General features: G+C 56.4%; 17 protein-coding genes and 6 pseudogenes. 4 read left to right on the forward strand and 19 right to left on the reverse strand.

Annotated features, from left to right (window positions below; translation table 11 throughout):
* Nucleotides 1-33 precede the first annotated feature (33 nt).
* Together PH551_RS29925 and PH551_RS29930 are read right to left on the reverse strand one after the other, a co-directional pair.
* Nucleotides 34-219: a hypothetical protein gene (locus PH551_RS29925; protein ID WP_004673279.1), complete on the reverse strand. Its 186-nt coding sequence runs from the start codon at nt 217-219 to the stop codon at nt 34-36.
* A gap of 521 nt (nt 220-740) precedes the next feature.
* Nucleotides 741-2,750: a HAMP domain-containing methyl-accepting chemotaxis protein gene (locus PH551_RS29930; RefSeq protein ID WP_004673275.1), complete on the reverse strand. Its 2,010-nt coding sequence runs from the start codon at nt 2,748-2,750 to the stop codon at nt 741-743.
* Nucleotides 2,751-3,148: 398 nt separating this feature from the next.
* Between PH551_RS29930 and PH551_RS29935 the strand changes: the two are divergent.
* Both PH551_RS29935 and PH551_RS32975 read left to right on the forward strand, forming a co-directional pair.
* Nucleotides 3,149-3,608: pseudogene (locus tag PH551_RS29935) on the forward strand (helix-turn-helix domain-containing protein); the annotation flags it as partial.
* Nucleotides 3,609-4,120: 512 nt separating this feature from the next.
* Nucleotides 4,121-4,611: pseudogene (locus tag PH551_RS32975) on the forward strand (reverse transcriptase domain-containing protein); the annotation flags it as partial.
* Nucleotides 4,612-4,679: 68 nt separating this feature from the next.
* Here the strand turns inward: PH551_RS32975 and PH551_RS29945 are convergent.
* From PH551_RS29945 to PH551_RS29995, 11 genes are all read right to left on the reverse strand, one after another.
* Nucleotides 4,680-4,865, reverse strand: a complete 186-nt coding sequence (locus tag PH551_RS29945; RefSeq protein ID WP_004668636.1) for a hypothetical protein — start codon at nt 4,863-4,865, stop codon at nt 4,680-4,682.
* Nucleotides 4,866-5,149: 284 nt separating this feature from the next.
* Nucleotides 5,150-6,637: an NAD-dependent succinate-semialdehyde dehydrogenase gene (locus PH551_RS29950; RefSeq protein WP_004668634.1), complete on the reverse strand. Its 1,488-nt coding sequence runs from the start codon at nt 6,635-6,637 to the stop codon at nt 5,150-5,152.
* A gap of 23 nt (nt 6,638-6,660) precedes the next feature.
* On the reverse strand, nt 6,661-7,680 hold the full coding sequence (locus PH551_RS29955) for an ABC transporter permease (RefSeq protein WP_004668632.1): 1,020 nt from the start codon (nt 7,678-7,680) through the stop codon (nt 6,661-6,663).
* An 11-nt stretch (nt 7,681-7,691) separates the two neighbouring features.
* The gene (locus tag PH551_RS29960) at nt 7,692-8,666 is read right to left on the reverse strand and encodes an ABC transporter permease (RefSeq protein ID WP_008534336.1); all 975 of its coding nucleotides are present in this window, start codon (nt 8,664-8,666) and stop codon (nt 7,692-7,694) included.
* Nucleotides 8,663-10,216: a sugar ABC transporter ATP-binding protein gene (locus PH551_RS29965; protein WP_004668627.1), complete on the reverse strand. Its 1,554-nt coding sequence runs from the start codon at nt 10,214-10,216 to the stop codon at nt 8,663-8,665. The genes PH551_RS29960 and PH551_RS29965 overlap by 4 nt, the downstream gene beginning before the upstream one ends.
* Before the next feature lie 91 nt (nt 10,217-10,307).
* Nucleotides 10,308-11,474, reverse strand: coding sequence for an ABC transporter substrate-binding protein (locus tag PH551_RS29970; RefSeq protein WP_004668626.1), 1,167 nt, complete (start codon nt 11,472-11,474; stop codon nt 10,308-10,310).
* Between the two features lie 25 nt (nt 11,475-11,499).
* Entirely contained in the window at nt 11,500-12,396 is an 897-nt protein-coding gene (locus PH551_RS29975) for an alpha/beta fold hydrolase (protein ID WP_004668623.1), read from the reverse strand.
* Entirely contained in the window at nt 12,393-12,776 is a 384-nt protein-coding gene (locus PH551_RS29980; RefSeq protein WP_004668622.1) for a hypothetical protein, read from the reverse strand. Before PH551_RS29980 ends, PH551_RS29975 begins: the two co-directional genes overlap by 4 nt.
* Before the next feature lie 77 nt (nt 12,777-12,853).
* On the reverse strand, nt 12,854-13,282 hold the full coding sequence (locus PH551_RS29985) for a carboxymuconolactone decarboxylase family protein (protein WP_004668619.1): 429 nt from the start codon (nt 13,280-13,282) through the stop codon (nt 12,854-12,856).
* Nucleotides 13,283-13,359: 77 nt separating this feature from the next.
* On the reverse strand, nt 13,360-14,244 hold the full coding sequence (locus tag PH551_RS29990; RefSeq protein ID WP_004668614.1) for an NAD(P)-dependent oxidoreductase: 885 nt from the start codon (nt 14,242-14,244) through the stop codon (nt 13,360-13,362).
* Nucleotides 14,245-14,558: 314 nt separating this feature from the next.
* Nucleotides 14,559-15,239 (reverse strand): GntR family transcriptional regulator, encoded by a 681-nt coding sequence (locus PH551_RS29995; RefSeq protein ID WP_004668612.1) that lies wholly within the window; start codon nt 15,237-15,239, stop codon nt 14,559-14,561.
* Between the two features lie 596 nt (nt 15,240-15,835).
* Here PH551_RS29995 and PH551_RS30000 point away from each other — a divergent pair.
* Nucleotides 15,836-16,171, forward strand: a complete 336-nt coding sequence (locus tag PH551_RS30000) for a helix-turn-helix domain-containing protein (RefSeq protein ID WP_026188835.1) — start codon at nt 15,836-15,838, stop codon at nt 16,169-16,171.
* A gap of 160 nt (nt 16,172-16,331) precedes the next feature.
* Nucleotides 16,332-16,657: pseudogene (locus tag PH551_RS32980) on the forward strand (HipA domain-containing protein); the annotation flags it as partial.
* 223 nt (nt 16,658-16,880) lie between these two features.
* On the opposite strand, the pseudogene PH551_RS30005 reads toward PH551_RS32980, so the two are convergent.
* From PH551_RS30005 to PH551_RS30030, 6 genes and pseudogenes are all read right to left on the reverse strand, one after another.
* Nucleotides 16,881-19,271 (reverse strand): annotated as a pseudogene (locus PH551_RS30005) (DUF3141 domain-containing protein).
* A gap of 402 nt (nt 19,272-19,673) precedes the next feature.
* Nucleotides 19,674-19,867, reverse strand: a pseudogene (locus PH551_RS30010) (IS21 family transposase); the annotation flags it as partial.
* 65 nt (nt 19,868-19,932) lie between these two features.
* Nucleotides 19,933-21,462, reverse strand: a complete 1,530-nt coding sequence (locus PH551_RS30015; protein ID WP_004668604.1) for a zinc-binding metallopeptidase family protein — start codon at nt 21,460-21,462, stop codon at nt 19,933-19,935.
* Nucleotides 21,463-21,934: 472 nt separating this feature from the next.
* Nucleotides 21,935-22,390 carry a hypothetical protein gene (locus tag PH551_RS30020; RefSeq protein WP_004668602.1) on the reverse strand — a complete coding sequence of 152 codons (456 nt, stop codon included), beginning with the start codon at nt 22,388-22,390 and terminating at the stop codon, nt 21,935-21,937.
* 31 nt (nt 22,391-22,421) lie between these two features.
* Nucleotides 22,422-23,933 (reverse strand): tyrosinase family protein, encoded by a 1,512-nt coding sequence (locus PH551_RS30025; protein ID WP_004668600.1) that lies wholly within the window; start codon nt 23,931-23,933, stop codon nt 22,422-22,424.
* Between the two features lie 857 nt (nt 23,934-24,790).
* Nucleotides 24,791-25,194, reverse strand: a pseudogene (locus PH551_RS30030) (transposase); the annotation flags it as partial.

A 25,194-nucleotide genomic window follows, 5' to 3' on the forward strand; every position in this document is an offset into this window, starting at 1 on the left:
AGCGCTCCACCGGGCTATACCATCGCTGCGCCCTTAATTTTTCGGTCTGTCGCCACAGACGGTCAGCAGCCGAGCGTACAGTGCTTCAAGGTGATTGGTGATTTGGATCATTTGCAGCCGCTCTTGCTCCAGGCGCTGCGACTGTGCATCTTCGTGGCTTTCTAAGTGGGTATCTGTCTTAGCCTGTTGCCCGAAATTGATTGCGATAACTTTGGACATCTTCGAACTCTCGTTGAATTTCGTTAATACTCCGCGTCTTGAAGGAAGACAGTCGCGGAAGGTGAAAAAGCAAAAGTCTGCTAGGCAGCTGCGATGCGTCCTGATTGGTGCCAAACCTTTGCTCAAAACTAAGGGAGCATTCCATCCCTTGTTCAAGCGGAGTGATTCCGTAGCTGAAGGTTGGGTCGAAGTCGCGCCTAAGTCCGAACCGGTTGGATCCGATCGCCGTTGATCGATAGAATGCCAGAGACCTGATCGACGACCGGGCCGATGATACCATCTGCTACCTCAACGACGACAATGGCGCTGTGGCTAGACCGATGGGATTGGTTATCTCGGCAGCAAGCTCTATCACCGGAATGACAGAACCGGCAGATCCCTGAACCGAGAACATGCGTTAGGGGCAGCGGCGTCGCCTCTGCTAACCCCCGGATTTCCGGGATCAACGTCGTCTTCATGCAGAACTGCTGGCTGCCAGATGGAAACCGATAATATCCTGCGGTGAATTATGACATGATTCATTAAAACTCTTCCCATTCCTTAGTCGCGACAGCGGCTGTAGTACGTCCGCCGAAGGCGCCGGCAAGCTTCTGGGAGAGGGCACGCGCTGGCGAGGCGGCCGGCTTACCGTTCTGGTGGGCAACACGCCGTACAAAAGTCGAACCGTCGAGCCTGAAGCGCGCAATAAGCCGCGCCAGATTGGAAGCCTCATCCGCCAACCGGTTGGTGGCCGCCGTCGATTCTTCCACCATCGCCGCATTCTGCTGGGTCGTCTGATCCATCTGGTTGACCGCAGTGCTGACTTCCGCCAGCCCGGTCGATTGCTCTCGTGCCGCCGTCGAGATCGTATGAACGTGCTCGTTCACCTTGATCACGTGGCCTCGGATTAGACCAAGGGCATCGCCTGTGGCCGTTACCAGCCTGACCCCAGTTTTGACCTCGTCGCCGGACCGGTTGATCAGCGCCTTGATATCCTTGGCGGCAGTGGCGGAGCGCTGTGCCAGTTCACGCACCTCCTGAGCCACAACGGCGAAACCCTTTCCAGCGTCACCCGCACGCGCCGCCTCGACGCCGGCGTTAAGGGCCAAAAGATTGGTCTGGAAGGCGATCTCGTCAATGACGTTAATGATCTGGCCGATTTCATCCGAGGCCTGCTCGATGCGGCCCATGGCGGCGACCGCGTCTTTGACAACCGCGCTCGACTGCTCGGTGCTTCTGCGTGCCTCATCGACCATATGGCTGGCTTCCGTGGCTCTTTCTGTCGAGCTTTTTACCGCCACCGTGATTTCCTCAAGCGCCGAAGAGGTCTCCTCCAGGGCCGCGGCTTGCTGTTCCGTGCGCTTTGAAAGGTCGCCTGAGGCGATGCGCATCTCGCCGGCTCCGCCGTTGATCGTGTCGACGGCGGAGCGAACCTCGCCTAATACGGATCGAAGGGCTGCCATGGTGGCGTTGACATTACTCTTCAGTTCACCAAAGGCTCCCTGAAACTCGCCGCACATGTTTTCCGTCAGATCCCCATCGGCAAGCGCTGAGATAACTCGGCGAGTTTCGGCGATGCCCCGGTCAACAGAGGTGACCAGCTCATTGACGCTTCCTGCAAAACGGTCGAGAGCCGCATCGCCGTATTTCTTGGTGATGCGATGGGTGAAGTCACCGGCTACGGCGGCTGACACCACCTCGGCAATGCTCGACTGCAAGTCGGCGCTCTTGGCCTGCAACGCGGCCTCCTGCGCGTTCAGATCGCGGGCCTTGATGCTGTTTTGCTTGAATACCTCAACGGCTCTCGACATCTTGCCGATTTCGTCGGCGCGCATTGCGAAAGGAACCTCAGTGTCGAGATTACCATCTGCCAGTACGCCCATCGTGGTAGTCAACCGCGAGATCGGATCGGTAATCTTCCGGATGCAGTAAAGCAGGGCTATAATGCCCGTCGTAGTTGCCAGCGCCATGGCAAGAATGGTGACCAAAACCGTCGATGAAACGGCGCCCATCGTGTTTCCGACGGCCGCGACTCCACCACGCTTGTTAACTGCGACATCCTGGTCAAGGAGCGCTCCGCTATCATTATACAGTTTCGTCGTGGCGTCACTCGTTAGAAGAGCAAATGCTTCATCCTTCTTGCCTGCCTGCATTAGTTTAACAATCCGCTCGCCATCCTCCTGATATTGCGTCCACAAAGCGGAGAACGCGTCATAGGCCTGACGCTCCTCGCCGGATGTCACCATCGGCTCATATTCACCACGGGCATTCGCGAGATCCTCCATCTTCTGGCGGAAGGTGGTGATATTATGCGCAAGGCTCGTCGAATCTGATGAGTTTGTCACCAGCCTGAACTGCAGGATGCGGTAGTCCCCGGTGATCGTATTGATCCGATTTATCACATCGATCGATGGCAGCCAGTTGCTGGCAACTTCGGATATATTGCTCCTAATGGACAGCAGCTTGACGATACTCACGATGCCCTGGCCCGCCGCGAGAAGAGAGAGCAGAACAAATATCAAAGATAAAGCGAGTCTAATGGACTTGGGCATAAAGGCAAACCTTTTAGGTGAGGTGGACGATCGACTTGTCTACTCAAATCTTCCAATTGCCGTTTCATTCATTCGAACGGCAGATCAATCTTGTGGGTCTGTGACATAGCTGAGAATACCTATTGGTTGCGTTGGTTAATGAAGCCTTTCCTGCCCGTCTCGAATGCAAAAAGACGACGTTTTAAGGATAGTCAGGCGTCCAATGGATCGTCCGCGCTTACAAGGAGGATGCAGCCGGCAAAATTTCATTTGGCGCCGTTCGAAGAGCATCATCGTTTTCAGCAACCGAGTTTCGCCCCGCCACGAGCGACCTAGAGCAAGTCCTGCGATCGATGAATCGATTGTGATGTGACGGCGTCCATCGAAGCTGATTCAACTCCACAGAGAAGAGGTGGATGATGGGACAGGCCCTGAGCGATGATCTTCGAATACGGGTTTTGAAAGCGTCTGCGGCGGGCATGTCGGCTCGACAGGCTGCGGCTCGTTTCGGAGTTGGGATTTCGACGGCGATCCGCTGGATTGCAAGAGCGAAAGAGGGTGAGCTGACTGCTCGGCCACAGGGCTGGAGACGACCTTCGGCAGTGGATGCACACGAGGAATTCGTTGTCGCGTTGATCAACGAGCGTAGGGATGTGACGCTCGATGAGATGGTTGAGCGCTTGTCCGTCGAGCGGCAGGTGAAGATCAGCCGCAGCGCACTTGGCGCTTGGCTTCGAAGCCGTGGGTGGACCTTTAAAAAGGACCGCACACGCACTGGAGCAGGACCGACCGGACGTCCTGAAGCGCCGGCGCGCCTGGTTCGATGGTCAATTGGACCTCGATCCGGAGAAACTGATCTTCATCGACGAAAGTGTGCTGCAGAGGCACGGAAGGAGTTCAGTGTGAGCTAACCCCGTAACGTGAAGCTGCGTGAATGATGGAGGATGGCCCTCCGGGATCGGCTTTCAGGAGCGGGTCTCAAACCAGTCCGAGCTGCTGCGGTAAAGAGCCGTGGTGGTGAGCGCCGGATGAAAAGTTCGGACGAGATCCGAGCAGGTGCGTGTCCGAAGACGAACGAAAGTGAACCCTCCGAAGACGCGCCGTTATGAATATAAGCGTCGTCGAAACCAGGACTGTTTCGTCATCCTGGGACAAGTCCGCCGGGTGCCTGATGATTGGGCGGGCGGCGACCGGCGTAGAGGGGGCGTGAGTTGGACACAGGCTTTCACCCGGAACTGCAGGAACCAGGCTCCTGATGCCAAGGGAGAAGCCCAAGCGGAGAAACCGTAAGGCGAGAGTACCGATGCAGGAGACTGGGGCGGACCGATCCGTATGAGCGTTGAGGGCCCTGTAATGGGGCCGGAGCAAAGGGATCGGATCAGGTGGTCGTATTGTTTGGAACAACTGGAAACAGGACTTCGATAGGTACGACAGACAAGCCGTTTCGGATTGAGAAGCGGCAAGTGTACGAAGCTTACAAAGCGGTCAAAGCCAACCGTGGTGCAGCCGGGTGGACGGTGAGACCCTGGAGATGTTTGACAAAGACCTTGCGAGAAATCTCTACAAGATCTGGAATCGGCGGTCAGTGATCGGATCGCGCAGATGGTGGTCAAGCAGATGATTGATCCGGAATCCGACATCAAAGCTGTTCGACAATCTTCCGCATGATCTCTTGCTGAAGACGGTCAGAAAAGACGTTAAATGCAACTGGGCTCTGCTCTACATCGAAAGATGGTTGACCGCGCCTATGGAAAAGAACGGAGAAGTCATTGAGCGGATGCGTGGTACCCCGCAAGGGGGCGTGGTCAGCCCGATCCTATCGAATCTCTTCCTGCATTACGCGTTTGACGTCTGGATGACCCGGACGCATCCGGATCTACCATAAAGGCCTGGCGCCGGCGAAGATCGGCGGCTACGTCAAACCGACACTGAGGGTGCGGCCGCCGACAACTACACCTTGACGCGTCGCTGGTTGACGCGAATGGCTTTCGCTTGACCCTCCACGCTGGCACGTGCAGCATCGTCGGCCTGATCGATTTCAGGACGAACGCGTGCATCGATCGGGTGGTGATCATGCTCCTGCTCAGGACTCCGATACGTTGAAACGACAACGCCACGGTGCAACAGCTCGTTCATGTCGTGTTACCTCTTCGAAGGCTACAAGCTATCTGGGAAAGACTTACCTTGTAGGGCATTGGCGGAAGGATCGACAATCGAAAAGACAGGCAGAAATCTCGTCTGCAAGGCCGGCCCCAGAAGGGGTCGGAAGGGAAGATCCGTAGGACAGCTCCCGCGAAACCTCTAGAAAAGTCCAGCCTTTTGAGACCTCGCAACCGGCGGAGAGGATGTTGCTGTCCTGCCTCTATTCAACAGACCTCTCCCCCTTTAAGTTCAGTCGGCGAGCGACCCTTGGGCGATCGCTATGCGCCGATCCCGCCCATGCAGACGTATTTCATGGATAAGAAGTCATCCATTCCGTACTTTGAGCCCTCTCGGCCGAAGCCGGATTGCTTGACGCCGCCGAATGGCGCTAATTCGGTGGAAATCAGACCCGTGTTCACGCCAACCATGCCGTATTCCAGCGCCTCTGTGACCTTCCAAACGTTCCTGAGGTCGTTGGCGAAAAAGTAGGCTGCCAAGCCGAATTCCGTATCGTTCGCGAGTTCGATGACTTCCTCGACAGTATCGAACTTGAACACCGGAGCCAGAGGCGCGAAGGTTTCCTCACGCGCAACCTTCATATCCTTTGTGGCACCCGAGAGAAGCGTTGGTTGGACGAACGTGCCTCCGCGAGCATCGCGGTCACCACCAACCACGACAGTCGCACCCTTGGTCACAGCGTCATCGATATGACCATAGAGCTTTGCTACCGCTTCATCGTTGATCAACGGGCCGATCGTCGCCCCGCTCTCAAACCCGTCAAGAACCTGCAAGGCACTCACGCGCATTGCCAGCTTCTCGACGAACCTGTCATGGATCCCGCTCTGTACGTAAATACGGTTCGCGCACACGCAGGTTTGACCCGCGTTACGAAACTTAGAAAGCATAGCCCCCTCGACCGCCTGGTCGAGATCTGCATCGTCGAAAACGATAAACGGCGCATTGCCGCCGAGTTCCAGGCTCAGCTTCATGATCTTCTGGGCGCCTTGCGCCATCAAGATACGGCCAACTTCGGTCGAACCGGTGAAGGTCAGTTTCTTGACGACCGGGTTGGAGCAGACCTCCTCGCCAAACATTCTTGCATTATCCGTCGGGAGGACGCTGAACAAGCCATCGGGTATTCCGGCACGCTCCGCGAGGATCGCCAATGCAAGCGCCGATAACGGAGTCTCGGCAGCAGGCTTGAATACGATCGCGCAGCCGGACGCGAGCGCCGGCGCGATCTTGCGGCACACCATCGCCGACGGAAAGTTCCAAGGAGCGATGGCGGCCACAACGCCAACCGGCTGCTTGATGACAAGCAGTCGCTTGTCGGCCTGGTGACCTGGAATGGTGTCACCATAGACACGCTTGGCTTCCTCACCGAACCATTCGATGTAGGAAGCGCCGTAAGCAATCTCGCCACGCGCTTCCGCCAGTGGCTTGCCCATTTCCGATGTCAGAATTACGGCCAGGTCTTCAGCGTTAGCTACCACCTCTTCGTAGAACTTCCGCATGATCAGCGAGCGTTCCTTCGCCGAAACCCTAGCCCACTTCTTCTGTGCAGCCTTTGCAGCATCGATAGAGGCTCGCACTTCAGCAAGGCCAGCGCTAGGCAAAGAGGCAAGGACGTCCATCGTGGAGGGGTTTAGCACGTTGATGCGTGTGCCGTTTACCCCTTCGCTCGACCACTTTCCTCCAACCAGCATCTGCTCGCGAACGAGAGTCTGGTCCTTCAAACGGCCTAGCAGGGTGCTGGAGATTGCCATGGATCTTCCTTTCTATGCATTGATCATATCTGATTTCGAATGTGTGGTGACCGTGCGTATATCGCGACCATCGGAACGATGAGCAGACCGACGACAGCCTGCTGCGCCGGAAAGTTCAGTCCGAGGCCAACTAGAAGCGAGGTCAGTACAGTCAGGACAAGAACACCGAGCACTGTCGCGCCATAGCCGCCCGCCCCACCAAGAAGCGACGTCCCTCCAATCACCACCGCTGCTACGGTGGTGAAAAGATAAGGGTCGCCCACGCCGACGAAGCCACCACCGGAAAACCCTAGTAGCAGCATGCCCGTGATTGCAGACATGGCACCGCTGACGCTATGGATGACGGTCCAGACCTTGAATTCGGAGATTCCGAGGCGGGCGGCCGCCGTCCGGCTTCCGCCGACGGCGTAAATGCTGCGGCCAAACCAGGTGTTGTACATGAACCATCCAAGCGCGATGGCGACGATAGCCCAGATCACGATGACCGGAGGCAGCGACAGGCCGAAAAACTTTCCGTTGAACGCCGAAATGTTCCTCAGCCATTCGGGTACCGGAGCAAACACTGTACCACCAAACGCCGAGCCGAGTGAGGTGTAGATCTGGACCGCACCGACGGCCGCGAAGCCAACTCCGAGCGACATGATCAGCGCTTGCCCTTGGAGACGGAAGCTCAGGGCGCCATTGGCGGCCCCGACAAGCGCACCGAGGAGCATGACAACCAGCATCGCGAGGGGAGCGGGAATACCTGCGACCATAAGGCTGGGAAGGAGGATGTTCGCGCCTCCAATAATATATGGTATCGAAAGATCGAGCGCACCGACCAGAGCGCACAGGGTCTGGCCAATGGAGGCAAGCCCCAGAAACGCTGCGAGAAGAAGGATTGAACGCGCGTTTTGGGATGATACGAAGCCGGGGACCAGCAATGCACCGAGTGCTAAGAGAGAGGCCAGAAGAACAAAGCCAATGACGATGCTCCGATGAGCCTTGAGCGGGTTAGACTTCTGAGCCGATTTGATTTCGGAATTCATAACTGTCGCGACCATTATCTTGCTCCTTACACAACCGCGCGGCGACTGATGACAAAGACGTTCACGAGAAGTGATCCGACGAGGATTAAGCCGAATGCCATCTGGGTAACGAACCCCGAAACCGTGCCGAAGTTGAAGGTGGAGAGGAGATAGGAGATGAGGAACATGTTGATCGCGCCAAGCGTAGATCCAAGTGCTCCACCACGACCACCGGAGAGGCTCGCACCTCCGAGAACCAGGGCCGTAACAGCCTGAAGGGTGTAGGTGCTGCCCTGCGTCGGATCACCAGAGGAGATCAGCGCCGTGTAGCTGAGGGCGGCAAGTCCAGCGAATGCTCCACCAACAACGTGGGCGATGATGCGGACTGCGTCCACTCGAACGCCGCTCGTATACGCCATGCGCTCATCCGCACCCGTCATGCGAAGGTTGCGGTAAAACATAGTCCCCCTGAGAAGGAGCCATAATGCATACGCTGCAACCAGCAACAGCAAAACAGGTGACATGATGTCGGTCCCCGCCCCCCAGCTAAGCATCCAGTCGGGCGCGACTCCACCCGGTCGGGACATCACCATCAGGTTCAACCCGGAGAGGACAAGAAAACCCGACAGCGTAACGATTATCGGAGCGACACGCACATAAATGATAACCAGCGCCTGGAGTAGCTGGAATGCCGCTCCCAGGCCGACTGCCCATACTATCACTGCGATAGGGTTGGTAATTCCGTTACCCACAAGCCAGGTAATAAGGGTAACGTTGATGAACCCCATCAAGGGGCCAACTGAAAGGTCCACTGCTCCACGACCCGCCATGACAATGGGGGTGAGGGCAAGCGCCGTTAGAATCAAGGGCGTGGCGACAAGGATTGCACCTGCGAGGCCGTTGTTCGTGAATAGCCCGTGTCCGCGTAGGGCAACGGCGACCAAAAGGACAATGAATAGGCCGGCCGGCACGAAGAGGGAACGGTCCTGGGTGATTTGACGGAATGCGATTCCAGACATCATGCAGTCCTTTCCAGATCGAACTCGATGGAGGCGTTTGGCGATTTTCCAAACATTGCGGCCAAGATTGGCTCTTCCGCTATGTCCTCGCCTGCTAGCGACCGGAAAAGCCTTCCAGCAAAGAAGACGTCGACGCGGTCCGCAAAGCCGATGAACTCTTCGATTTCGCTTGATAGATAAATCACGCTGCCACCCTTCTCCGTGAACAGGCGCAGTTCGCGGTAGAGATCGCGCTTCGTTCCGAGGTCGACACCGCGAGCGGGATCGTTAAGGACGATGACGGACGGTTCGTTTGCAAAGGCACGGCCGATCAAAACTTTTTGCTGATTTCCGCCCGACAGTGAGGTGATCTTGTTCGCCGGACTTCCAATCTTAATCCGGAGCCGATCCACCTCGCGTTTGAACATGGGTTTGAGGCCGGCCTTATTGATTATACCAAGAGGACCGAGGTTCTTTCGATAGACGCCGATGGCAAGATTTTCGAAGATGCTCTGCTGAGGGAAGATACCTTCACGCTTGCGGTCGCCGGAAATATACGAGATTCCTGCTTTGGTAGCGTCTTCGAGCGATGCGACCTTTTTCATTCTCTCGGTGCTGGATGACCAGACTTGGACATTACCACCAAAAGGCTGGATGATACCCGCAACGGCGCGTACGAAAGCGTCCTGCCCCTGCCCGTCGAGTCCTGCAACACCGATGATCGCTCCTTTCGGTAGATCGAAATCGAAGGGCGCTGCCGCGCTGTGAGTAACGAGGTCTCTTACCGCTACCACGGCCGGCGCGGCGGCGCCTACTTGCTTTGATTCGTACGCCTTCGCGTCGCTTGCGTTTCGGTCCGCGGGCGTCATCATTGAAAGCAGGTTCTCTTCAGTTATTTCATGCTTCTCGAGCGTACCAATGGTGACGCCGTCGCGAAGGATCGTGGCTCGATCGGCGATGCGGACAAGTTCAGCGATCCGATGCGTTACGATCAGCACGGTCGCACCTTCCCTACGGAGACGATCAATTTCCTCGTGGAGGCGGATCGTGGAATCGAGGTCTAATGCCGCAGACGATTCATCGAGGATGAGGACCTTCGGCCTGCGCAAGACCGCTCGCGCAATAACTATCCATTGCTTGACGCTCAGAGGCAATGCCCCAACGTTCTGATCGAGATCCACGGGCTTGCCGACGAGGCGTTTCAGGATCTCCTCAGCCTCGGTACGCCGACCACTGCCGCCCTGCGAGCGGAAGATGCCGTCGCGCCCGACATACAGGTTTTCCAATACACTGGCCTCGTCGGCCACCAGCACTTCCTGGAAGATCGTTGTCAGCCCGATGCGCTTGGCGTCAGTCGGAGTCGAAATCTCTTCTCCAAGGACCGAAACGCTCCCGGAATCTGGGTGCAACACTCCAGACATGATCTTCGCCATCGTGCTTTTGCCACTTCCATTCTCTCCGACGATGGCGTGCACTTCTCCGGCCCGGGCTTCAAAATCACACTTCTTTAAGGCCTTAGTCTCGCCGAAAGACTTGGCAACATTGATCAACTTGATCGTAGTTTGGTTTTGCATCGGAGATCCTCTAATCCCAACGGCCGCGCGAGGCGGTCCTCCCACAAGAGAAACTTCTGTCCGGTGGCAAGACCCACCGGGCAGAACAGTTTCACTTCGACACAGGCTTCCAGGGATTAGCCGGGCGTTCGAAGTAGTCTGCAGCAATCGCAGCAGGAAACCACCCGTCCGCCTTGGGCTCCACGAAGTCTGTCGAGTTCAAGTCGCAATCTTCTGGTATTGCCGCGCGGACTTCATCGATGGTGTAAGGCAAGACGGGTCGAAGGAAGGACTGAACCTTAGGGCCTTGTCCCTCCAATGTGCGGAGCATGATCTCCCACATCTGTTGCATCTCGCGACGCGGCGGCCAAATATGGAAACTCCTGTCCACAAACTCGGGGTTCTTGCGCCAGTAGCACGCGGCGGAAGCTTCCCCCCCGAGAGTAATCGGGATCATGTCTCGACCTGACTGCAGCATTGCGTTGAGAACGCCGTTCTCTTGGGCCCCCTGCGTGAGGATCCCATCAATCTTCGTCGGGTTCGTCGCAAGAAACTTCTGAACTTCGACCTGGGCCACCTGGTCGGTCCACTTCCCTGCAACTTCACCGACGATCTTTATGTCGGGGTACTTAGCAAGTGCTTCCTTAGCCGCTTTGTCAAAGCTGTCCGAAGAAGCGAAACCGGGAATACCAGAAACGAGAAGGATATTGCCCTTCTTTCCTATTTTTTCCGCCAGCCACGTCGCCATCTCGGCACCGCCCTGCGCGTGATTGGCCGCGCCATTGATGGCGTATGGCGACGTCACGTAGCCCGAAAATGAGAACACCGGCACACCGGCTTTGTAGGCATATTCGATCGTCTGATTAAGAGCCGTGACGTTCGAGCAGCAGATGATGATTGCATCGACGCCTTCGTCCACCATTTGACGCATCTGCTGGATCTGAACGGCGTCTTTAAGATCCGACTGGGTGACCACGACATCAGACACCAGGCCCGCAGCCTTTGATCGCGGTAAAAGATCGCTCATGACCGCATCGAGAGCTGCGGCTCGCCAGGTGTTGCCAGCGTAGCTGCTTGCATAGCCGATCTTCCACGGAGGACCCTTTTTGGGCTTGAAGTCTTTGTAGGCGCTCGCCCCCAATGGAATCTGCGGATCTACAGTTTCATAGATCTTCTTTTCTGTAGCCGGTAGCTGATCGACACCATCCGCGTAAGCGGTTGTCGCCAGGGCGCTAACCGAGATCAGCGCCCCAAGTGTGACATTCAGAATGCACCTCATTGAAGTTCTCCTCCCGAGAAAAGGATCAGGCAACCTTAGACCGGGCTGCTGATGACTGTTGGATCTCCTCAAGAATCGGCAACAGATACTTCCGGAACTCGCTATAGTCCTCAGTAACGGGAAAATGTCCGAGCTTTTCCATTGTCCAAAACTTGGAGCCTTTGACCAGGTCTGCAGCAATCTTGGTATCGGCCGGGGACGTGTTTGGATCGTATTCGCCCGTGAGGAAGTATAGCATACATTTCGACGTATCGATTTTGCTGGCTTCTTCTGGCGACACATCGTGGTCGTAGTAGTAGTAATAAAGATCACCCGCGAAGATTCCCGGTCCACCGCAGCTGTATTCCCACTGGATTTCACGGACATTCGCTTCTGGCGAGTACGGTGAGATATTCAGCATCATCGCCGCACCGATGGAGGTGCGATTGACGTTTGGATTGTCGAACTCCCTGCGGATGCCAGCCATACCGACGTCGACGTACTCCGCCGCCGAGCGCAACGCACCTTCGACCGAGATCGTGGCGCGGAAGTTGTCCGGATAGTTCGATGCCAGGTCGATCGCGAGATGGCCGCCCATGGAGCTGCCCAAATAAACGGGGCGGTCTAGGTCGAGCGCTTTTGAGAGTTCGAGCTGGAAGTCCATCATGAACTTCTTGGTCATGTTGTATTCCTTCTCCCACCAGCGAACGCCGTAGGGGGGAAGGGACTTGCCGTGATACGGCAGATCGAACGCGATGACGCGAAAATTTTTCGTCACGTCGGAATCGCAAAGCATATGACGGTATTGGCGACCGTCGGACCCTGCCGTATGACCGACGAGAAGCGGAATCCCCTGGCCCGCTTCTTCGTAATAGACGCGGTACTCGATACCTTCTACGGTGAGATAGAGATAACGGCCGATAATGGGGTCAAACTTGGTCATGCTGCTGCTCCTTCAGAACGGGCATTGCGCATCAGGGTGGTCATGCGGTTGAGAGCAGGCAGATACGCGAAGGTTTCGTTGTTACTGCTAAGGTAGAGGCCATGCTTGATGTTTGATGACTGCAAGCACTGATAAAACGGCAAGGGTTTGTGCTGAAGCAGCGCCTCCCACTGTGAACCGGTCCCGCGTATGACGATAGTGCACTTGTCGTCGTCGTATTCGGCCTCTTCCACCTTTAGCAACGTACCGTCCTCGAAATGAAGCGCTACACTGCGGGTAGGGAAATCGCATTTTAATATACCGTTAAGATAACGAGTTTCGCGCTTGAACTCGAAATCCTCCCGCACGAATTCTATGAATTTCTTGAGATCTATCGCCATTTTAGGCTCCTCCCTTGTTGATAAGCGCTGAGAACTCCGCGCATGTTGTACATGCCCCCTCACGGGACAGCACATTCTCAAATGCCCATTTCGGTGAATACTTCCTGGGCATGCCTGAAACTGTCGATGCCTGCTGGCACACCAACGTAGATAGCCACCTGAAGGAAGATCTCCTGGATCTCCTGTTTCGTAACACCGTTGTTGATGGCGCCGCGGATGTGGCCTCTGAGCTCGTGCGGTCGGTTTAAAACCGCTATCATTCCAAGGTTGAGGATCGATCGAGCGCGACGGTCGAGGCCAGGTCGGTTCCAGATATTGTCCCAACAATACTCGGTGACGAGTTCCTGCATCGGCCAGGTGAAGTCGGTCGCCTTTCCGAGGGCCGCATCAACGTAAGCGTCCCCCATCACCTGCCGACGAGTAGCAAGTCCGCGCTTGAACTGCTCCGATGGAGCTGTTCGCTCGCCGGCCTTAGACCCCTTATCTTTCCTGTCCAAAGTGGCCATTGGGTTTCGCTCCCTTCATCATATTTGACAGATTATCAGACAATTTTCAACTGTCAGTTTGGCGTAGTTTTTCGCGGTCAGGCCTGATCTTTCACGAACTGCGCAATTTTCGTATGGTCGACATCGGGGCCTAAAGCATGCCGAGCAGCATCCCAGGCATCAGCGGTACCGGCCAATGTCGGCAGCTGGAGATTGAGCGCCTTCGACAAGTCCGCTGCAATCCTAATGTCTTTCGCCATAAGCCCCAAAGCAAAACCAGAGCCAAAAGTCTCCGAGAGGATGAACTGCTTCATCTTCACTTCTGTTGCGTTGTTCTTGCCAGACGACGAGTTGAGAATATCGACGATCGTTCTAGGATCGAGACCAAACGTTCGGCCAAGAAGAACGCCTTCGATAGCTGCCAGAACCCCGGCTCCCGATACGAAATTGTTGATGGCTTTCATGGCGTGCCCTGAGCCGATCGGGCCTGTCCTAAAAATCTGGCCGCCCATGGCGCACAGGATGGGATCAGCTTGATCGATATCGTCAGAAGCACCGCCTGCCATGATAGTAAGAGAGCCTTCGACGGCTCGCTTCACTCCGCCTGACACGGGAGCATCGACCAGCCGCAAGCCCTTCTGATGCAAGCGTTCTGCGAGCTCACGAGTATCATTGGGCGCCGATGAGCTCATGTCGATGACAAGCGCGTCAGCACTCAGGGATTGCCAGGCCCCATCCTTGAAGAGCGCGTCTTGAACAACCTTGCCGTTGGGAAGCATGGTAACCGCAACATCGGCCCCATTGAATGCTTCCGCTACCGTCTCTGCCGGAACGCCGCCGACGGCCGCGAACCTTTCCCTAGCCTCGGCCGATAGATCAAAGCCAGTGACTTCGAATTGAGCCGACAACAGATGTTGTGCCATCGGCCCGCCCATTGCGCCGAGACCAATAAAGGCGACGCGCAGATTTTTTCGTGGTGACAACGTCCCGCTCCCGAATGTGAGGCAAGCACAATCAGCTACCTCCGTTAGTGAGGAGTAGTTAACGACCTATCAGACAATCTGTCAATCGGAAAATTCATGCTTGGGCCGGCCCTCCCTCGCTACGACGCCAATTTTGCCGTCGCTTCTTCAATCACCTCACTTAAAATGACCGTGCAAGCAGCACCCATCTTATCGTCCGATGGACACCAGAGAGGTTGTTGCGTTGTCAAAAGCACCGTGCCCTGAAGGATTTAATTACACCCGGCCACCTCCAGCATCAGACAATCTGTCAATTTTCAGAAAATCTTATGGCATCAGCCTGAGGTGTTGTTGCGCAGGTACTCGAGTGCGACTTTCGCAGCCATATCAATGTGGTGCTTACAAGCGGCCGCAGCCCTGGGTCCGTTGCGATTTTGGATCGCTTCGGCAATCTCTTTGATTTCTGCAATGCTATGTTTGAGGCGCCCCGGTTGTGTCATCGAAGTCATGCGCAGAAGATTGATCCGGTTGTGCAGCGATGTTAGCATTTGCCTGACGAAGACGTTTTTGCTGCCATCCATCAAGCAGTCATAGAAGGCGTTTTTGGCAGCGATGAGCCTGTGTCCCACGCCGCTTTCCGCCGACGCTTCGAATTCTCTAACGGCATCTTGCAAAGTGGCAATATCTTCCGCCGTTCCATTTTCGGCGAACTGCTGACCAGCAAACCCCTCGAGCAGCGCGCGGACGGTGTAGAGCTGAGCGGCCTCCTCATAGGTTATGATACTGACAACTGGACCCTTGTGGGGGAAGCTTGTGATCAATCCCTCTGCCTCAAGCTGCCGAAGCGCTTCACGGACGGACGTGCGACCCACGCCGATCATTTCGCAAAGCTCGCGCTCGACGAGCCTTTGCCCCGGCTTGAACTTGCCCGTCGCAATAGCCTGTCTGAGCCTTTCTTCGACTTGCACTCGAAGAGAGGCATTTTGCCGAGCGACCTGCAGCTCCACATCTACCATGATCAATGTCCTACGTAGCACTAATGAATTTGAGCTAAATATATGGCTGCTTCGCGGGGAACTTTCAATCAGATTGTCTGATGAGCGGTCATTAGCAACTATTCTAGAGGATTGAGCCCGCTGTGTAGAGGTCGGCTTCCCGATCCATGAGGAACCGATCGGTTGGCGCGCCATAAGTGGAAATTCTAGTCCAAATGGCCTAGTTCAATTGGTGTCCTGATGGCCGACAATGTCCGCCCGCCGATTTCTCAAAACCAGCCACGGTTGCGACCCTGATCGACGAGGTGTCCACGGTCACCGACACCACCGCATCTTCCAGGAGCACCCGTTCGACTAAGGGCCGGGTGCAGCTTGGCAATCGGCAAAAGCCGCATCAGCAGACGATAGTGGTTCCGATCGCGCTTCCAGTCCGGAGGCGGCATCGATCTTGAGCACCTCAAGATCCGCCATCTTTCTTCGCCTGCCAGCCTGGCTCGTACTTGCGCTATCGCTCCCGCGATTCCCATTCTAACCACTTTTCTCTCTGACCATCTCTCTTGAAAAATTGTAACCTTCGTGCTACATATCTAGTGCAATCTGTAGTGCGAAGGTGACAAATTCCGACACCTCACAACGCTCCGGCCGCTGTGCGGCGCGCGCTGCGCAAACTGGGCGCAGACATCCACGACGCACGTCGACGTCGCCGCCTGCCTATGGCGGTAGTAGCCGAACGTGCCTTCACCTCACGCTCAACGCTTCAAAAGATCGAGGCCGGCGACACCAATGTCAGCATCGGCATCTATGCAGGCGTCCTCCAGGCACTCGGCCTGCTAGATGGGCTGAGCCAAGTCGCCGACATCCGTAACGACAGCGTCGGCCAGTCTCTGGCCAATGCAGAGTTGCCCAAGCACGCTCACCCAAGGCGATCACCGGGATCGTCACGCGATGGCTGATTTCGAAGTTCATCTCGACCTTCACGGCCGCACACGTCCCATCTGGCCCGGAGCAATCGCGCCCGTGGTGCCGAAACAATCGTGTTTGAGTATGATCGTGCCTGGCTCGAGGACCCCGGCCGCTTCTCGCTGCAGCCCGCTCTAGCTCTGAGCTGGGGAGAAAAATCACGGCTTTCTGTGGCTCAATAAAGCCAGCTGGTCGTTGTCCCCTGCCTATGACCTCAATCCAGTGCCTACGGATGTCAAGGCGCGCGCGCTGACGACAAACATTGATCTTGATGAAGGCACCTGCTCCCTTGACCTGCTGGAAGAAGCTGCAGGGCTCTACGCCCTAACGCTCGCCGAGGCTCGCGCGATCATTAAGGAAGTCGCGACACCGCAAGGTGGCGCGAGACCGCCAAGGCGGTCGGTGCGCGGTCAGCCGAGATCAACCGTATGGCCAGTGCGTTCGATCACGATGATTTGCAGCGAGCGCCAGCCCTATGACGAGAGCCTTCCTCCACAGTTTCAATCCGCCCTCTGCCGGCCCGATCACTGAACCGGATTACGGCATCGTTGCGTTGTAAAGGACGGATGTCCAATGGCAATTTTCCGATCTGCGGTCCTGGCTGAATTTGCGATGGAATTGTTTCAAGCGCCTCCGTGACCAACGAGCGAAAACCAATAATTATGTGATTCGGTGAGATCGAGACGCTACTCTACGAACAAACTATGTCACTGCCAGCGGATCCTCAATCACATCGACGATCGATGGCTGGCCAAGCACGTCCGCGAAGCGCTGTAGCATGGCAACAGTACTCGATGACATCTCCGCCCTGGAGCCCGGGATATAGCAAGCGGCTGCATAAGCGAGTTGCCGTTGCCTCGGTTCCGTTAGCAACAGCGGCAGCGTCTCCATTGCTTGCTCCGGCTCAAAGGTGACGATAGCCGTCTGCACGCGAGTGATTTCGGCCAAATGATCAGCGCTTAGTGAGCGGAAGGGCTCGTCCTCGGTCAGCACCCGTGACCAGCGCGCCAGGCGGTCGCGTCGGATCCCGCCACGATCGCTCACCAGGAGTACGACCATACGGATGATGGCATCGGCGAGTCCGCCGATCGCGATCCTCCTGAGCGCATTGGCGATGTCCGGCTGCCATCTCATATCGTCAAGTGTCGTCCCTTTGCGGTATGCTTCGTGGGGATTGTCAAAATATCGCTGCCAAGGGTTGTTCCAGATCATGTGAAACGCGAGCTCATAACCCATGTCGCGCCAGTCGCGCATGACCACGATCGCCTGTTCGACAGCCTTGAAATAGAGCGCTTCCGCAGCCAGGAAAGGATTTTCCGCTGCTGCGTTCGCCCGGGAGTTCCGTACCTGCTCTGAAATTGACTTATAGCCAACCATGATCGGATTCTGAGAAGACAGCAGCGATCGCTCCAGCCGCTTTGGATGGAACATTCGGCTGGCGTCTGCTGAGATGTCTGTGACCGCGGCCTGCACAAAGGGGCGGGCAACTGTGTGATAGATCTGCGCTTGCAGTTCAGAGACGCGGGCGACGGCAGCGAAGGGACCTCCATCGTCATGGCCATCGTTAAACTCACGGATATTCTCGAAGGTGCGCTCGATCAGTTCAACACTATAGCTCTTGTGTCCAGCATCTTCTTGAATGTCCGTGATGCGCATCTCGTAAAGGCCAGGCAACAACGCCTCAATTGCCTCGAGCGTGCTTGCAACCTCATTGTATTCTTTGTTGATTACTCTCGAGGAAACGAATGTACCGAGGTGACCGACGTCGTTGTGTACCATATAAATAATGTGCTGGCCGAGAAGGCGGATTTCCTCCTCGTTGTCATAGATTTCGGGGATCCAATTCAGCGCCTGCTGCGGCGGCGTTACATTGTCGCCATGACTGGCAAATATGATAATAGGCGCCCTGATCTTCTTAAGGTCGAAATGCCGCCGGTCCGGCTCCCCATACGCCTTGTTGTGCGCCAGTCGATTACCAACAAAGAGGTGCTCAACTATCCAGCGGATCTCGTCTCCCCGCATCAGGCAGAAGCCGCCCCACCACTTCTCAGCCTTAAGGAAGGCTTCGCTCGCCGCATCCACATCTCGGAACAGTTCGACATACTTCATGAATAACTGGCGCTCGGGATTGAGCGTTTAGAAATTCTGTACGAGATGGGCGCCGTCGAAGATGCCTCCGCCCAGATCTGACAAAAACATGGTTATCCAAGCTCCCCCGAAGAGGCCCGCCATGTAGCGGAGGGTATTTTCACCGATATTTCCCGAGGTAGGTGTCACCGGCGATCCGTTGAGGATGATCGGGCCAGCTAAGTCGAGATTTGTCGCAACCATCAGAAGGGTAGCCCAGCCAGCTTGGCAGTTGCCGACTACGACTGGAAGGCGGGCAAGCGGATGCAGGCGCATGACCTCACGAACAAAGGCCGCTTCCGCATACGTGACATTAGAGAGATACTGCCCCCCCTCTGGCTCTCGGCGGAAGGACACCAAATAAACCGGGTGACCTTCCCGGAACGCTACGCCGACCTGGCTGTCTTCTTTGTGGCCACCGACGCCGGGACTATGTCCGGCGCGCGGGCAAATGATTATGAAGGGGCGCTTCGTGTCATCGACGTTAACACCTTGGGGCGGGATCATTCGAAGTAACACGTAATTGGATTTCAAGGGCAGATCGTTTCCATCCATAACTGTCTCGTAGTCGCAGAAGAAAACCGGCGGACAGCCTGCCGCTTCATGTTCGAGGAAGATGTCGCCGCGCTGTCGGAGAAGATCCATGCACAATATGGCGCGCTCACTAGCGTCGCGCAGGTATTCCGCCCAAGCGTAGCCCAAATTCCCATTGCCGTGCACCTCGCGTAGACTCTCGGCAAGACGTTCGGCCTCAGTAAAGAGCTTTCCCTGGCGGGTAGAGTGGCTGTCGCACATGACTTGCACGCGGCGCAATAAGGCAACCTGCAGAATTTTAGCGGTTTCAGCGCCCGCTTCCGCCAAGCGTTGGAACATCGGGAATAGACTTTGGGTCACTTGGCTCTCCAGTTCCGTGGATGGCGCTTCAATCCACCGGAGCGGGTTTAGAGATGTAAGAATATCCGCCATCGTTTCAACTCCTCTATGGTTATGATCCCGTACGCATACATACGTGCCAGATCGATCGTGCTTCCGTCTGGCGAGGTGCTCGGTAGGCAATGCCGACGCCTAGGAAAGCAGTTTGACGACTTCCGACCCCAACGAGTTACCGCCGCATTCATCCCCTGCAATGTCTATGCCAAGCACTGGGTCAGCCAGCTACGCCGGGAGAGGGGCAGCAAGCTCGTCGCCAGGGAATGCCACACAAAGTCTTCATTCAGCCTGGATCAGCAGTTTCTCCCAGCTCGTTGGAGACTATCGGAGGACAGGAGGTGATGGATTCGCCTGCGGTGTGGGATCCCACCAACTAGGATGTTTCAGCGGCCGTCCGCGTGGCTTTGGTTGGGGCTAAGGCTGGTGGTGGCATGGTTTATAGACGATGCCTTCTGTCTGACGCTCACCGATGACGGCAGTCTTCATCCGGTCGCAAAGCACTCCCGCGGAGCGCCGCCGAGAGCCTCGAAGGCCGCGATGTGGAAACGCAGGCCGGTCATCTCATGCATGACGAAGCGTGCCCAGATGGGACGGCTATGACCCGGCACTATCGTGAACTGCCAGATGATCCTCGGCGCCAGTTAAAGTGCCGATCGCGTGACACCGCCATTTTCGCTGGCGTTAGTGTTGGTCAGGTTTACAGCAGATCACCGATAACAGTGGACAGGTTAAACGGAACGATTCCGATCTCACCACGCGGCATCCTGTCGAGCAAGTCGACCGTGCGGGCAAAGGTTTCGACTTGCTGAAAGGCGTAATCAGGGTCGAGCCGGTCCAAGCCTCCGCCCGGCAAGACCTGGCAAAGATAGTCCGGTATCGGACAGCTTGATATCGTCGGAATTCCTGATGCGTATAATGGCTGTCCTTCGCCCAACATCACCTGCGCCGCCGCTGGGGCGACTATCAGCGCGCGTACCTTTTTGCGCCCGCGTGCGGCAGCGATGTACACGCCACTCATCGACTTATTACTGGTATAGATCAAATCGAGTTCCGGCTTCCCGGTGGGCGCGGGGTGCCCTTTTGCAAAGTCATCTCGCCACTCGGTACATCCAAGATGCTCAATCGTAGCTCCTGCAACGGCTTTAGCATGGCCGGGTTTGCCGTCCCACAATTCTGGATGCATTTCGAGCCAGGTCGCCGTCGCCTGATTCCCGTGGCGGCCGAACTGGGCAAGCTGGAAATGACCCGTGACGAGTACGAAGACGAGGCTTCGGTTGCGGGCAGATTTCGGTAGCGAGGAGAAATAATGCGCCAGAGCGAGTACCCCAGCACCGCCGTTCTCTTCGCACGCATTAGGTCCATCGGTGTGGGTGTTGATGATGATTGTCTCAAGCAGGTTGCAGCCCGGCAAAACCGCATAAATCGTATCGGTCGCAACGTCTTCCAACGTGCCATCCAAGGTCAGGCGACCGCTCAAACCGTGCTTGATCGCGGCTTTGATCCGCTCTCCTTCAGATTGCGCCACCCATATTGCAGGTAAGCCCCAATACGGTGTGGTGAATGGCAGCACCTGCCCCTTCAACTGCACTTCCGAGACGCCTTCGAAAATGCAAACGACGGCTAAAACCCCTGCTTCACGCGCCTTGTCGATCGGTACGCCAAGCAAACCGGTGATAAGCGGCGTGGTTACGGCTTTGGGAAAGTCTATGCCTTCCGGCAGGCTGCCGCGTCGATTGGTCACCAGTTCGAGGAATGCCGCCAGATCCCGACGCTTTACCGTCACCACCGCAATTTTGCCGCGGGCTTTCTCAAACGCCTGAACCCGACCGTTGAAAAGAACCATCTTACCCGAGATACCGCCGGGAGGTGTAAGCCCGGAATACGGGAACGGCGCCGCTACCTCAATTACTTCACCATTTGACAGTTTGAACGCGGTGGTTCGTGGCATCCACCGGCGCATCGTGAGTTGATCGCGCTTCACCTCAAGGCCCATCCCTCTCAACTCACCAGCAAGATAATCGATTGCCCGTGCTTGCGCCGGGCTGCCGGTCAATCGGGGGCCGAAACTGTTGAGCCTTTTGATCCAACTCCAAAGTTTCCGCTGATCAGGGAGTGCGGGGATGGACGGCTTTCGCTGCTCACTGAATCCGGTGCTGGGAAAAGCCGGGAATACGATCCCGGCGAGAAGAGCAGTGAGCCCAACAGTCGAAAAATCTCTTCGTTTCAAGACTAACCTCCGCGCCTCTCTATCACGATACCTATGGCCGCACGCCGCCCGTGTCCTTGCAAATCCAGTGCCATTAAAAGCACACGTCTAATCTTCAGTTTTGAATTGAACGCGCAGTCTGAATCGGTTTTGGACCGCGTGCGAAGTCAATGCAGCTTTCGGACAGACTCCGCGCAAGCATCTGAAGTGGTTGAAGAGTCACTTTACTGATCTAGGAACGCGTCGTTGGTTCAATGCCTTTAAGAGCGACTTTATCTTGAGCCTAGTCTCGGGTCGGCCAAAAACCTTTGCCTGCTTGCAGACGACCATCAGTCGCCGAATGCAGCGGCAAGACTGTAAACTGTTGACCACGATAGGCGCTGCGCGTTGGACCTTTGTCACAACAACCTATCAAAACCCTCTATTTTATCCGGCGGACTTTCATTGCCGCCAAGGTTCTGGAGCTAGCGGCAAATCAGCCCCGACTGCCAATCTATTCGATGCTTGCGTCGCTGATAGTGATGCTGGCGCCCGAACCGCCGCCTGTTTGAGGCTCCAGCCGGATAATGACGGTCTGTGGCTGACGGCAAGACGGGTCATCGGGCAAGGGAAACCCAAATCGTTGAGGCTTTGCCCCGTCCAATACCGAAAACGCCTTGTTCGGAAAAATACCAAACCTACCAATTTCGCGAACGTTACTGCCGCAGTCAAGCGAAACGACCGTCGTCACTGGTCCTGAAGTCGACGGTTCATAACCAGTGACAGTAAGGACGACCCGCGCACTGGTATCAGCCGATGAGTGGACTGCTCTGCTCGATATGGTTATCGTCGCGGGCTTACTGGTCGTTGCCCGCATGTCGCTCTCGTTAGCTTGAACCGGGCTGACGATGCGCAGCATCGATAATGCCGCCGCACGAATAGCGATAAGCACCCAACGATGATAGCGCATCGATGTCTCCACAACCCAGCCAGTCCGGATGTTAGGCGGACACTATGGCTATTTCTAGCTTTGCGGGCTCTACGGCGCCGGGTTTGCCCGCTCCCGATCCGACAGGAATGAGCTGCAGGTCGATGGCCTCGCCATCCGTCTGCCCCCTTCCGCCGTAAACCCGCTGGATCGCGTCCGTCAGATCGAGGACGAAGGATGGTTTGCGATGATGGTCGCCGTCATGACCGAGAACGGCGAAAGAACCGACGTAATGGGGATCGGTGACGGGCGTATCGGCCTTAAGGTCGTTCTTGCCGAGAAACACCCGAACGCTGGTCGTGCTGGCACTGGTGATCTCGACATCGCGCAGGAATGCCAGCACACGAGGAGCGGAGGCCGCCTGCTCCTGTGCCGCGCCGAAATCCATTGTATCCATGCCGGATGGCAGAGGCGGTTGGCGGACGATCTCCTGCAATGCGCCCGCCGGGATCTTGATCGGCAGCGAAAGCGGCACGTTTTCCGTTGCCGCCTTGCTGTTGTCCGTGGAGGTGGTCGTCACGCCGGCGACTGCAGCATCGGTCGCCGTCGCCGCGATCACGGACGTGAGTTTATCGTTCAGGGCCAGCGTTTTGGCGCTCGCCGCCGCGACCTTGAAGTAGGTCCGGAAACCATAATTGTATCCGAGTTCCTCTGGAACATAAAGGTCAGAGACCTTCGGGGACCAGAAGTTGCCGTCGACATCGTAAAAATTGTCGGTGAACGGCATGTCGGCCCAGAGCCGATCCGTGCTGTTGGCGTTGCGCAAATTCCACGTCGCCCAGATGCGGTCGATGTTGCAATGATGCATGAAGAAGATCGGATCGCGGGGCGACGACATTTCCGGCATCCAGCCACCGATATTGTTGTGCACCTGATTGTGCGGTGTGTATTCCAGCGTCCCCTGCGTGCCGCTGCTGGTGGTGACCCAGGAAGGATCGAGTGAGTTCTGTCCCTGGGGGCGGGTGGTGCCGAAGACCTCGTATGGCTTCGCCGTTAGGATGGTGTTGAGAACCTGTGGCCCAACTATATTGTCCGGCATCGGCTGCGTGATTGGCCAGGTGCGCGACGAAACATAAAGTGGATTGTCCTTGCCGTCGGGCGTCTTTTGCATTGTGAACACTTCGGGCAGGTACGGATTGTCGGTCCAGTCCCAGAACGGCATAGCGAAATCGTTGTTCTTGGTCACGTGCCGAACGATGCGCTCGTACATAGCCGTATAGGCCCTGTGCCACGGCAGGAAATACCAGTTGCCATGCGGGCAGTATTTGACGACGTCACCGCTGCCGTGAATTTTCGAGAGGTTGACCCAGTTGAATTTGTCGCTGGCGGGAAGGGCGTTGAGAAGGCGCACTGCGTCGCGATAGGTCTCGATGATCGGGTCGTTCCAGGCCAAGCCCTGCAGTGAGCGCCGCCAAGGGATTGACGGTATCTGCGCGAAGGCTTTTGTCCCCGGTAGGCCGCTGGCGAGCAGGCCTGCTGCAATGACGCCACCCTGAACGATGACATGTCTGCGTGTGATGCTCATCTTACTCTCCCTTGGATTTGAATTGTCCTTCGCCAAGATTAATGCCGCTTTTAGGACGGTTCCGCGCCGTCTGGGCGCGGGAGCAGTGGGCAATTCGCACCACCATAGAGCTTGCGTTGGCTCTTTCTGAGTTTCGGTGAATCGGCGGCACGAGAAATGAAGCAAGCGACGTGCCACTCGAAAATGCAGCGTAAAATGCGAGCTAAAAACGCTACTACCGATCGTCTTCCTGCATTCCAGTTGGAATCCAGATTCCGGAAAACTTAGTATCGCATTCCATGATCGTTCGAGCGACGGCTTGCCGACCAGCCACGGCAAGCACGTTCGGTTGCGAAAACCTCAAATGATCAAGCTGAAACAGTTGTTCAGACCGGTGAGAGGGCCCAAGATGCTGAAAACGCCCTGTGCGACGATAGAGAAGCACGCATCTCGAACAGGCTTTCGCTATCGGACCCCCAGCAATGACGGAGCCGTAGCCCGCTCGCTCTCAAATTCAAAACTGCGAAGCAGGCACCACTCCGTGGCTTGACGGGTGCGTAGAGCAGAGCGGGACAAACCGATTGTCGTGATCTCGACAAATGCGACAAAGGGCGGCGGCTGTCCGACATTTGCGAGAATAGCGGCGGGATCTCCGCGCGGGAACAACGGGCTCACCAAGTGATCCCACTTTCAGTCCCATTGTGCCCACTCATTCGGGCTTACTGTCGGACCCTATCGAGACCTCGCCGCAGCTGCGAAGCCCCACTCATATCCGTTTGAATTTGGCATCAAGGCTTGACGCTTGCCGTCCACACGGGGCAATTCGGGCAGTGTATTAGCCTGCTGTCCCGCTCGTTTCCTGACCCGACATCACAGCGGGGCAGGCCGATTTGGGGATCATCGCTCATTTGGGCCATGGTCTCAAGCGTCATATACCTGGCGCGTTGAACGGCCCATTCATCATTCTGTTCGAGCAGCAATGCACCGACGAGACGGACGATGGCTTCGTCGTTCGGAAAGATGCCGACGACCTCGGTGCGTCGCTTGATTTCGCCGTTGAGACGCTCAATTGGATTCGTCGAGTGCAGCTTTGCCCGGTGCTCTTTCGGGAAGGTCATGTAGGCGAGCACGTCCTCTTCAGCGTCGTCCATGATGGTGGCAAGCTTCGGCACTTTCGGCCTGATTTGATCGGCGACACTGCGCCATTGTGCGGCTTGCTGCCTCCGGGGTCTCCTGGGCAAAGGCCGTCGCGATGAAGGCGGATACGACCCGCCTGCCGCTC

The organism is Rhizobium atlanticum, from assembly GCF_030182485.1.
Taxonomy (GTDB): domain Bacteria; phylum Pseudomonadota; class Alphaproteobacteria; order Rhizobiales; family Rhizobiaceae; genus Rhizobium.

Coding starts and splice junctions, on each gene's coding strand:
- PH551_RS29945 (WP_004668636.1), bottom strand. CDS start 4,865: ATGAACGAGCTGTTGCACCGTGGCGTTGTCGTTTCAACGTATCGGAGT.
- PH551_RS29980 (WP_004668622.1), bottom strand. CDS start 12,776: ATGGCGATAGATCTCAAGAAATTCATAGAATTCGTGCGGGAGGATTTC.
- PH551_RS29975 (WP_004668623.1), bottom strand. CDS start 12,396: ATGACCAAGTTTGACCCCATTATCGGCCGTTATCTCTATCTCACCGTA.
- PH551_RS29925 (WP_004673279.1), bottom strand. CDS start 219: ATGTCCAAAGTTATCGCAATCAATTTCGGGCAACAGGCTAAGACAGAT.
- PH551_RS29995 (WP_004668612.1), bottom strand. CDS start 15,239: ATGGTAGATGTGGAGCTGCAGGTCGCTCGGCAAAATGCCTCTCTTCGA.
- PH551_RS29960 (WP_008534336.1), bottom strand. CDS start 8,666: ATGATGTCTGGAATCGCATTCCGTCAAATCACCCAGGACCGTTCCCTC.
- PH551_RS29965 (WP_004668627.1), bottom strand. CDS start 10,216: ATGCAAAACCAAACTACGATCAAGTTGATCAATGTTGCCAAGTCTTTC.
- PH551_RS29985 (WP_004668619.1), bottom strand. CDS start 13,282: ATGGCCACTTTGGACAGGAAAGATAAGGGGTCTAAGGCCGGCGAGCGA.
- PH551_RS30020 (WP_004668602.1), bottom strand. CDS start 22,390: ATGCGCTATCATCGTTGGGTGCTTATCGCTATTCGTGCGGCGGCATTA.
- PH551_RS29950 (WP_004668634.1), bottom strand. CDS start 6,637: ATGGCAATCTCCAGCACCCTGCTAGGCCGTTTGAAGGACCAGACTCTC.
- PH551_RS30025 (WP_004668600.1), bottom strand. CDS start 23,933: ATGAGCATCACACGCAGACATGTCATCGTTCAGGGTGGCGTCATTGCA.
- PH551_RS29970 (WP_004668626.1), bottom strand. CDS start 11,474: ATGAGGTGCATTCTGAATGTCACACTTGGGGCGCTGATCTCGGTTAGC.
- PH551_RS29955 (WP_004668632.1), bottom strand. CDS start 7,680: ATGGTCGCGACAGTTATGAATTCCGAAATCAAATCGGCTCAGAAGTCT.
- PH551_RS29930 (WP_004673275.1), bottom strand. CDS start 2,750: ATGCCCAAGTCCATTAGACTCGCTTTATCTTTGATATTTGTTCTGCTC.